This is a genomic window from Hydrogenophaga sp. 70-12 (assembly GCF_001897365.1).
Taxonomy (GTDB): domain Bacteria; phylum Pseudomonadota; class Gammaproteobacteria; order Burkholderiales; family Burkholderiaceae_C; genus Hydrogenophaga; species Hydrogenophaga borbori.
Window position 1 is genome coordinate 1 of sequence record NZ_MKSS01000250.1, and the last position, 9,370, is coordinate 9,370.

The following is a 9,370-nucleotide window of genomic DNA, read 5'->3' on the forward strand; positions in this document are numbered from 1 at the left end:
GTTGCTGAGCTTGGGCTCGATCGGCTTGGTGCTGAGGGCGACGCTGCCGGCGGCGATGAGGGCCACCACCGCCAGGGCGATGACCAGCAGGCCCAGGGGCAGGTAGACGATCAGGGCCTGGGCGGCGTTGTCCGACAGGCGCTGGAGCATGAGCTCGGGCGTGCGCACGCTGGCGTTGTCGAAGCGCAGCTGGCCGGCCAGCGTGTCGCGCATCCGGGCGAAGCCGGTGGGCGCCAGGCCGAACAGCACCAGCATGCCGCCGCCGAGCACGGCGAGGTTGGACAGGTCCTTGGAGCGCGCGACCTGGCCGTCATCGCGCGCCTTTTTCAGGCGCTGCGGTGTCGCGGGCAGGTTTTTGTCTTGGCTCGAGGAGTCCACGGTTCAGGCTCTGGGAAGTGAGCCCGATTGTGGAAAGCGGGGCGGAAAACTAAAGGGCGATAAGGCGGGGGGAAAGGGGGCTATTCGATCCCGTGGGCGCACGGCGGCGGAGCGGACACATCGACGACAGGGAGCCGCAGCCGAAAGCAGGTGTACTGCCCCTCCACCGATTCGCCATCGAAAGTACCGCCAAAGGACTCAATCACCCGACGACAGAACGGCAAGCCAAGCCCCGTGCCATCGGACGACTTGGTCGTGAAGAATGGATCGAAGATGGTCGACATGTCGGCCGCCCGGATGCCGGTTCCACTGTCACGAATGGCCAGAACATGGTGCCCGTTCTCCGTCGACATGGAGATCTTGACGTCCCCCTTGCCAGCGACTGCAATCGCCTGCAGGGCGTTCTTGAGCAAATTGAAAAGCACGCAAACCATGAGCGGTTCGGAGCCGATGAACTCAAACCCTTGGCCTGGCACGACCACCACCTTGTCCCATTCACCCGCCCTGTAGGGATAGCGTTCGGCGGCTTCCTTGACACAAGCCTCCATGGAGCAGCGCGTGAAGGTTGATGGCTCAATCATCTTCTGGCGCGCCGACGCCAGAATCACGTCGATGACCACGTTGGATCGTTCCACCTGGTGAGCGATGCTCCCGACGAAGGACGACATTTTGGGCAAATCCGGCACCACTGATGATCCCTTCAGTAGCCCTTTCTCAACCGCCAGTCTGTAGCCACGATGCAGTTCCGGCACCCACAGCTTCAGGACTTCTGCCTGCAGGCGAATGCTGGTCAATGGCGTGCGCATTTCGTGGGCAATCGAGGCGGCCACCGCCAGAGAATTGACGGAGTTTCGGTGTGTGACGGCAATAAGCCCCAGGCTGATCGTGATGAAGAACACCCCCGGCGGATAGAAACCGAATCCATAGTTGCACAGGTAGTCCACTGCCGCCAGGAAATAGATCCACAGGCTGGCCACACACAGGGTCAAGCGGAAACGCCGATCGGTCGACGCCCGACGCGATGCCCGCCAGGTCACGAACAGGCCACGGCTGACCACGACCGCCGTCTGCAGCACGTGCACCGCATGCAAGGGCCCCGCCTTCGGGTAGTGGCCGAAGAAGTACTCGTAGTAGCCGTCGACGAACAGGTCGGTGCCTAGGTTGAATCCACCTAGAACCAGCGCCACGCCGTATGACAGCATCACCCAGCGCCGATCCTCCGGTTGATCAGATACCTCCACCAGGAAGTGGTAGAGGCTGGTCGGCAGAAAGATGATCAGCAGGTAGCCCAGGCGAACCAGCACCTCCGTCCAAAACGGGTCGCTCACCTGAAACAGCACCGCCCAGGTGGCCTGCCAGAAAAAAGTCGTCAGACACAGCGCGAAGAAGCAAAGGCTGACGCGGTTGAGCCCTTTGGCGGCCAGGACGTAGATGCCATAGCCCAGGAATAGCCCCGAGGCCAAGGCCGGAAGCAAGGAATACACGAAAACCCCTCCTGCGGCCGGCAAGGGAGCCGGCTTCGCGCGGGGCAGCTTACTGGCCGCCCAGGCGACCAACCTCTGCAGAAGTCAAACCAAAAACCACCATCACTTCTTCAGCAGAAAGAGCCCGGCCTCTGCGCCTGCCTGCGTGGCGGCAACAGGCGCTGCGGCGCCGACCGGCTCATGCCCAATACAAGGGTGTTCAGAACCCCAGGCTGGCGAGCAGGTCGTCCACCTGCTTCTGGTCGGTCACCACGTCGGTGCGGCCTTCGGCGTTGACCACCGGCCCAGCCAGTTCGTGGGCCTTGTCCTGTCCCGGCTGGCCGGTCGGCACCGATTCGAGCAGCAGCCCCAGCAGTTGCTCTTCTATCGTGCCCGCCAGCCCCACCACGCGCGCGATCACCTGGCCGGTGAGGTCGTGGAAGTCCTGGGCCATCATGATTTCGGTCAGGCGCGCGTCGGTCTTCTCGGCCAGCGCCACCACGTCGGTGGACCACTCCAGCAGCTCGGGCATGGCCTTGGCCAGCGCCGGCACGCGCCGGATGGTGTCGGCCAGTTCGCGGCCGCGCTGCGCCAGCTGCTCCTGTTCCTTCTTGCCTTCTTCCACCTGGCTCAGCACCTTCTCGGCGGCTTCGCCGGTCAGGCGGGCGATGTAGGACAGGCGGCTCTGCGCGTCGGGCAACTGCTCCACCGTGCCCTGGAGCTTGTCGGCGTAGCCCAGCTCCTTGAGCGCGTCGTGCAGCTGGCGCGTGATCGCGCCCAGCTTGCGGAACATGTCCGGGTTGGCGGCCTGGCTGTCCGGCGTGTCGGGGGTGTGGTTCATGACCTGGTTCTCCCGACGCCGGTCACAGACCGAGCTTCTTGAAGATGTTCGCGAGCTTCTCTTCCAGCGTGGCCTTGGTGAAAGGCTTGACGATGTAGCCGGCCGCGCCGTTCTGCGCCGCCAGCACGATGTCTTCCTTGCGCGCCTCGGCCGTCACCATCAGCACCGGCAGGTGCTTGAGCTTTTCGTCGGCCTTGATCGCCGCCAGCAGCTCGAAGCCGTTCATGTTCGGCATGTTGATGTCGGTGACGACGAAGTTGAAGGCGCCGGCCTTGAGCTTGCCCAGCGCGATCGCGCCGTCCTCGGCCTCGTCGGCGTCGGCGTGGCCGATCTCCTTGAGCAGGTTGCGCACGATGCGGCGCATGGTGGAGAAGTCGTCAACGATCAGGAATTTCATCGGCGTGGACATGGCAGCCTCCGCAGAGGTGGGGTCGGGAAAGGTCGGGCCGCTCAGCGCGTGCTCGTCTCGCTTGTTTTCGTCAGGTCGGGGGAAATCTGTAGGGCCGTGGTGGCCACCGGCGCGGCCGGGGCCGGGACCAAGGCGGCCGGCGGCAAGCCCAGCACTGGCGCGGCGGGCAGGGCCGGCGGGAACATGCGGCCCTCGTAGTCGCGCGTCATGATCATGATGCTGATGCGCCGGTTGCTCGGGTCCAGGGGCCGGTCGGGCAGCAGCGGCACGCTGGCGGCCAGGCCCTCCACGCGGCGCAGCTTGTCGTCGGGCAGGCCGCCGGCCACCAGCTCGCGGCGCGAGGCGTTGGCCCGGTCGGCCGAGAGCTCCCAGTTGCTGTAGCCGCGGTCGCCACTGCCATAGGGCGTGGCATCGGTGTGGCCGGCGAGCGAAATGTGGTTCTCCACGTTCCCCAGGGAGCCGCCGATGGCGCGCAGGATGTCGCGCATGTAGGGCTTCACCAGCGCGCTGCCGGTGTCGAACATGGGCCGGTTCTGGTCGTCCACGATCAGGATGTGCAGGCCATCGGGGGTTTTGACCATGCGGATCTGCGACCGGTATTCGCCCAGCTTCTGGTCGGTCTCGATCAGCGCGTTGATCTTGCGCTCCAGCGCGTCGATGCGCTCCTGGTCTTTGCGCGCCAGCTCGGCGCGCGCCATCTGGGCCCCAAGCTCCTTGACGGTGCGCTCGGTGTCGCCCGAGTCGCGCTGGCCGTTGGCCGCCGACAGGTCGCGCCCGCCGCCGGGGATGATGCTGGTGCTGTTGCCGGTGCCGTCGCCCCCCATGAGCGAGACCTTCACCGGGTTGGTGAAGTAGCTGGCGATGCCCTGCAGGTCGCCCTTGGCGGTGGAGCCCAGCAGCCACATGAGCAGAAAGAAGGCCATCATGGCCGTCACGAAGTCGGCGTAGGCGATCTTCCACGCGCCGCCGTGCGCCGCGTGGCCCGCCTTCTTCACCCGCTTGATGACGATCGGCTGGAGTTTCTTGCCGTCACCCGCCATATCAGGATCTCCCCTGCCGCGCGTCGCGCGTTCCCCCCACAGGGGAGACGGCCCCTGCGGCCTGGCAAAGCCAGTTCCGCGGCGCCACTGGGTTCTGCGGCATCACGCCTTCTTCCCTTTCACATGGCCTTCGAGTTCGCTGAAGCTGGGTCGCACGTCGCTGAACAGCACCTTGCGGCCGAACTCCACGGCGGTGGCGGGCGCATAGCCCTGCATGCTGGCCAGCAGCGTGGTCTTCACGCACAGCAGCTCCTTGCCGCTCTCCTCCACCTTCTGCTCCATCAGGCCGCCCAGGGGCTCGAACACCCCATAGGCCAGCAGGATGCCGAGGAAGGTGCCGACCAGGGCCGAGCCGATCATGGCGCCCAGCACGGCGGGCGGCTGGCCCACCGAACCCATGGTGTTGACCACGCCCAGCACGGCGGCCACGATGCCGAAGGCCGGCAGGCCACCGGCCAGTCGGGCGATGGCGGCCACGGGCGCGTGCGCTTCCTGGTGGTGGGTTTCGATCTCGCTGTCCATCAGCGACTCGATCTCGTGCGCGTTGAGGTTGCCCGAGACCATCATGCGCAGGTAGTCGGTGATGAACTCGACCACGTGGTGGTCGGCGGTGATGGTGGGGTACTTCTGGAACACCGCCGACTCGTGCGGGTTGTCCACGTCCTGCTCGATGGCCATCAGGCCCTCTTTGCGGGCTTTCTGCAGCAGGTCGTACAGCAGGGCCATGAGCTGCAGGTAGCGCTCCTTGGTGTAGCGGCTGCCCTTGAAGCAGCCGGCCATGCCTTTGAAGGCGGCCTTGACCACCTTCATCTGGTTGTTGATCAGGAAGGCGCCCATTGCCGCGCCCAGGATGGTGGTCATCTCGAACGGCAGGGCCTTGAGCACCACGCCGATGTTGCCCCCGTGCGCGATGAACACGCCGAAGATGCAGAGCATCGAGACCACGAAGCCGATGATGACGAACATGTTCTGGGTCGAATGAATGGATACAGGACTTATCGACCGACTCTAGGGGCGATGAAGGCCCGCCAGAAACGCGAAAAGGGCCCTTGGGGGGGCCCTTTTCCGGCTTTGACCGCCTGAACCGGCGTTGTCAGTGCAAGCGGAGCGATCCCGCCGCGCTGCCTTTGCCGGCGCGGGCCGGGGGCTGGCACAGGCCACAGACGAAATGGCGGGCGTTCTCGTACGGCTCGGTGACGAAGCGGCCGCCGCAGCAGGAGCACTTGGTCAGCGTGAGCATGCCGCTGTCGACGAACTTGATGAGGCGCCAGGCGCGCGTGATGGACAGCAGCGGCTCGATCGCGCTGGCGGTCATCTGTTCGCTGTAGAGGCGGAAGGCCTTGATGACGGTGTCGATGTCCTCCAGGGCGCTGGCCTTGGAGAGGTACTCATGGATATTGAGGAACAGCGACGCGTGGATGTTCGGCTGCCAGGTCAGGAACCAGTCCGTGGAGAACGGCAGCTGGCCCTTGGACGGGCTCTTGCCCGCGACTTCCTTGTACAGGCGCAGCAGGCGCTCGTAGGACAGGCTGGTCTCGTACTCCAGCACCTGCAGGCGTGCGCCCAGCTGGATCAGGGCCACCGCGCGCTCGATGTCGCGCGACTCGTTGAGGATGCTTTTGCCTGTGGCCATGTCGAACTCCAGATGCGAGAGAGGGGTCAGTGAGCGGTGGTGGCCATGGACTCGGCGTACTTGCCGGCCATGAGGATGCTGGCGTGCAGCTGCGTGGTGGTGCTGTTGTCCACCTTCTTCACGTTGTGGCTGGTCAGCAGGTTCCACACCAGGTCGTCGTCGACGCGGAAGCGGCACAGCAGCATGTTGCTGGAGGCGATCTTGAGCAGCTGGGCGGTGGAGAGCATGGCCAGCAGGTCGGCGGCCTCTTCCGTCATGCCCAGGCGGAACAGGGCCTCGGCGCGGTCCTTGCGGATCAGGTTCTGCGCCAGCATCAGGTAGGTCAGGTTGGCTTCGCGGATCTCGGCCAGAAGTTGTTCGCTGTCCATCACTCGCTCCTTCACGTATCGGTCGTCGGTGGGAGGTCTTCGCCTGGACTGGGCTGGACCCGATGTGAGGAATTGTGTCGATCGGTGAACAAACTTGAATCGGGAAACGTCTGTGCGTGCTGTCGGGATTTCCGGCACCCGGTGTCGGCGTAATGCCTACAACCTTGGTTCTAAAAGCCCGGAATTGGCGATGTTCGGCGGCGCTTATCCGACCGTTCGCCATCGGGCAAATCTAAAGAATTCCCGGTCATCACCGAAATTGACGGAGCGAGCTTCCCGATGGAGTTCGTCGCCGGGCCAGCCAGGGCGGCGATCAGTGGCGGTGAGACCCGGAATCTGCCGGGCCAACTTTCACAGTCCATCACAGGAGTGAGTTATGACCACCATCAACACCAACATGATGTCGATGACCGCCCAGCGCAACCTGGCGACGTCGGCGGGGTCGCTCGCGACCTCCATGCAACGCCTGTCCTCGGGCCTGCGCGTCAACTCCGCCAAGGACGACGCCGCCGGGCTGGCCATCTCCGAGCGCATGAACACGCAGGTGCGCGGCCTCAACGTCGCCGCCCGCAACGCCAACGACGGCATCTCCCTCGCGCAGGTGGCCGAAGGCGCCCTGGGCAAGGTGGGCGACATGCTGCAGCGCATGCGCGAACTGGCCGTGCAATCGGCCAACGCGTCCAACAACGCCGATGACCGCAAGGCCCTGCAGGCCGAGGTGACCCAGCTGCGCCAGGAAGTCGAGCGCGTGGCCAAGACCACCGCCTTCAACGGCACCAAGCTGCTCGACGGCACCTTCGCCAACGTCACCTTCCAGGTCGGCGCCAACGCCGGCGAGGGCATCTCCATCGAGTCCATCGTGAGCGCGCGGGTCAAGGACATCGGCGCGACCGATTCGAACATCACGGCCGCGGTCAACAACCTCACCGACCCCGTGGCGCCCGCCGTGCTGGCCGCCGTGCCCGCCGGCACGCTGGAGATCCTGGACGCCGACGGCAATGCCGTGGCCCTGGGCCCCATCGGCGAGGCCACCACCGGTGCGCAGCGCACCGGCCAGGTGATCGACGCGATCAACGCCAAGTCCTCCGACACGGGCGTGTTCGCCCGACCGGTGCTCGACGCCACCGGCGCCGTGACCGGCTATGAGATCTTCTCCGACCGCGCGCTGACCGCCACCGCCGGCGGCGCCCTGGAAAGCCTGGCCGGCGCGGCCGCCGACGTCGGCACCGTGGGCGCCACCACGCCCACCGCCACGCCCCTCACGCTCGAGGACATCAACATCGAGAACTTCGGCGACAGCCAGCTCGCGATGAAGGTGATCGACAACGCCATCGACGCCATCAACAGCTCGCGCGCCGACCTCGGCGCCCTGCAGAGCCGCTTCGAAAGCGCCGTGGCCAACATCAACATCACCGGCGAAAACCTCTCCGCCGCGCGCGGGCGCATCGTCGACGCCGACTTCGCCAAAGAGACCTCCAACCTCTCGCGCGCCCAGATCCTGCAACAGGCCGGCACCGCCATGGTGGCGCAGGCCAACCAGATCCCGCAGAACGTGCTGTCGCTGCTGGGCCGCTGACCAACCACTGACCCCGAAGGAACCCCATGGCGACCATCACATCTCCCGGCATGGCCTCCGGCCTGCCCATCAAGGAAATGGTCGCGCAGCTCGTGGCGCTGGAACGCGCGCCGCTCACCGGGCTGCAGACGCAGGTCAGCAAGGCGCAGAGCAAGCTGTCGATCTACGGCACCATCAACTCGCTCGTCACCACGCTGGGCGACGCGGGCGCGAAGCTGGCCGAAGCGAACGCGTTCAAGGCCGTCAAGGCCAGCTCCTCGCTGCCCGATGTGGTGGGCGTGACGGTAAAGGCGGGCACGCCACCCACCGGCTTCTCCCTGGAAGTGCAGCGCCTGGCGACGGCACAGAACACGTCCAGCGCCGTGGTGCCAGCCGGCAGCGGCATGGGCGCGGGCACGCTCACCATCACCCTGGGCAACTGGGGCAGCGGCAGCTTCGTGGCCAACGGCGAGGCAGAGCCGGTCTCGATCACGGTCGAGGAAGGCAAGGACACGCTCAAAGACATCGCCCAGCAGATCAACGAATCCGACGCCGGCATCACCGCCACCGTGCTCAAGGACGCCAATGGCGAACGCCTGCTGCTGCGCTCCAAGTCCACCGGCGCCGAGATGGGCTTCCAGGTGGAGGCTGCCGACGCCGACGCGGCCGACGGCAAGGACCTGGGCCGCCTGGCCTACCTGGGCGCCGGCTCGCCCAGCACCCTCACGCAGGCCGGGCTGAACGCGCAGGCCACCATCAACGGCGTGGCCATCGAATCGGCCAGCAACACCGTCGACGGCACCATCGACGGCCTCAGCTTCGAGCTCAAGCAGCTCACCACCACGCCGGTGAACGTGACCGTGAGCAACGACAAGGACGCGATGAAGAAGACCGTGCAGGGCTTCGTGGACGCGTACAACGCCGTCATGGACCTGCTGGCCACGACCACCAAGTACGACCCGGAAACCAAGGTCGCCGGCTCGCTGCAAGGCGACAGCACCGCCACGGGCCTGCGCAACGCCATCCGCGGCATGATGCGCTCCAGCACGCCGGGTGGCGAGTTCACGCAGTTGCTGGACATCGGCATCGAGATCAAGTCCGACGGCAAGATGAGCATCAACAGCACCAAACTCGACGCCGCGCTGAACAAGCCGGCCGAACTGGGCAAGCTCTTCGGCGCCACCAGCGACGACCCCACGCAACGTGGCTTCGGCCTCAAGCTCGATGCCTTCGCCGATGGCCTGGTGGCCTCGGGCGGCACCATCAGCAACCGCACCGATTCGCTCAACGCGAGCATCAAGCGCACCAACCAGGAAATGGACAAGGTGGTGGACCGCGCCGCGCGCGCCGAGACCCGCTACCTCGCCTACTACAACGCCATGGACGCCAATGTGGCGCGGCTGAATTCGCTCAACGCCTACATCACGCAGCAGATCTCGATGTGGAACAAGAACAGCGGCTGAGCCGAAGCGCGGCTGACAAGGCATGACGGGCGGTGGGTATCCACCGCCCGTTTTGCTTTAGGCGACGCGTGGCTCAAGTAATCGAGCGCCTGGCCGAAACACCCTGCAACGGACCACGGATCGCGGTTCGTGATCCGGCTCAGGCGCCGGTTGCCTTCCACAACCATTTCACAGGAGTCCGCCGTGACCACCATCAACACCAACGTCATGTCGATGACCG

The 9,370-nt window shown here is 65.6% G+C and carries 11 protein-coding genes; 2 read left to right on the plus strand and 9 right to left on the minus strand.

The genetic code is table 11. The features are described 5' to 3' along the window. The 8 genes from BGO22_RS14050 to flhD form a co-directional block, all read right to left on the minus strand. On the minus strand, window positions 1–378 hold a 378-nt coding region (locus BGO22_RS14050), incomplete at its 3' end, for an EscU/YscU/HrcU family type III secretion system export apparatus switch protein (RefSeq protein ID WP_286851377.1). An 80-nt stretch (window positions 379–458) separates the two neighbouring features. Then, on the minus strand, window positions 459–1,862 hold the full coding sequence (locus BGO22_RS14055; RefSeq protein WP_286851379.1) for a sensor histidine kinase: 1,404 nt from the start codon (window positions 1,860–1,862) through the stop codon (window positions 459–461). 199 nt (window positions 1,863–2,061) lie between these two features. Beyond that, window positions 2,062–2,682 carry a protein phosphatase CheZ gene (locus tag BGO22_RS14060; RefSeq protein ID WP_070400990.1) on the minus strand — a complete coding sequence of 207 codons (621 nt, stop codon included), beginning with the start codon at window positions 2,680–2,682 and terminating at the stop codon, window positions 2,062–2,064. A 22-nt stretch (window positions 2,683–2,704) separates the two neighbouring features. Beyond that, window positions 2,705–3,091, minus strand: coding sequence for a chemotaxis response regulator CheY (gene cheY, locus BGO22_RS14065; protein WP_070400989.1), 387 nt, complete (start codon window positions 3,089–3,091; stop codon window positions 2,705–2,707). Window positions 3,092–3,132: 41 nt separating this feature from the next. Beyond that, a complete protein-coding gene (gene motB, locus BGO22_RS14070) occupies window positions 3,133–4,131 on the minus strand; it encodes a flagellar motor protein MotB (RefSeq protein WP_286851382.1) in 999 nt (332 codons plus the stop codon). A 102-nt stretch (window positions 4,132–4,233) separates the two neighbouring features. Further along, on the minus strand, window positions 4,234–5,097 hold the full coding sequence (gene motA, locus BGO22_RS14075) for a flagellar motor stator protein MotA (RefSeq protein ID WP_070400987.1): 864 nt from the start codon (window positions 5,095–5,097) through the stop codon (window positions 4,234–4,236). A 127-nt stretch (window positions 5,098–5,224) separates the two neighbouring features. After that, entirely contained in the window at window positions 5,225–5,764 is a 540-nt protein-coding gene (gene flhC / locus BGO22_RS14080) for a flagellar transcriptional regulator FlhC (protein ID WP_070400986.1), read from the minus strand. Between the two features lie 26 nt (window positions 5,765–5,790). Next, the gene (flhD, locus tag BGO22_RS14085; protein WP_070400985.1) at window positions 5,791–6,132 is read right to left on the minus strand and encodes a flagellar transcriptional regulator FlhD; all 342 of its coding nucleotides are present in this window, start codon (window positions 6,130–6,132) and stop codon (window positions 5,791–5,793) included. 376 nt (window positions 6,133–6,508) lie between these two features. Here flhD and BGO22_RS14090 point away from each other — a divergent pair, with 376 nt between their 5' ends. Together BGO22_RS14090 and fliD are read left to right on the plus strand one after the other, a co-directional pair. Next, entirely contained in the window at window positions 6,509–7,708 is a 1,200-nt protein-coding gene (locus BGO22_RS14090) for a flagellin (protein ID WP_204744195.1), read from the plus strand. A gap of 26 nt (window positions 7,709–7,734) precedes the next feature. Next, complete coding sequence (gene fliD / locus BGO22_RS14095) at window positions 7,735–9,150, plus strand: flagellar filament capping protein FliD (protein WP_070400983.1); 1,416 nt, start codon at window positions 7,735–7,737, stop codon at window positions 9,148–9,150. Here fliD and BGO22_RS14100 read toward each other — a convergent pair. After that, window positions 9,105–9,370: hypothetical protein (locus BGO22_RS14100; protein ID WP_286851387.1), on the minus strand; the 266-nt coding region annotated here is incomplete at its 5' end. The genes fliD and BGO22_RS14100 overlap by 46 nt on opposite strands.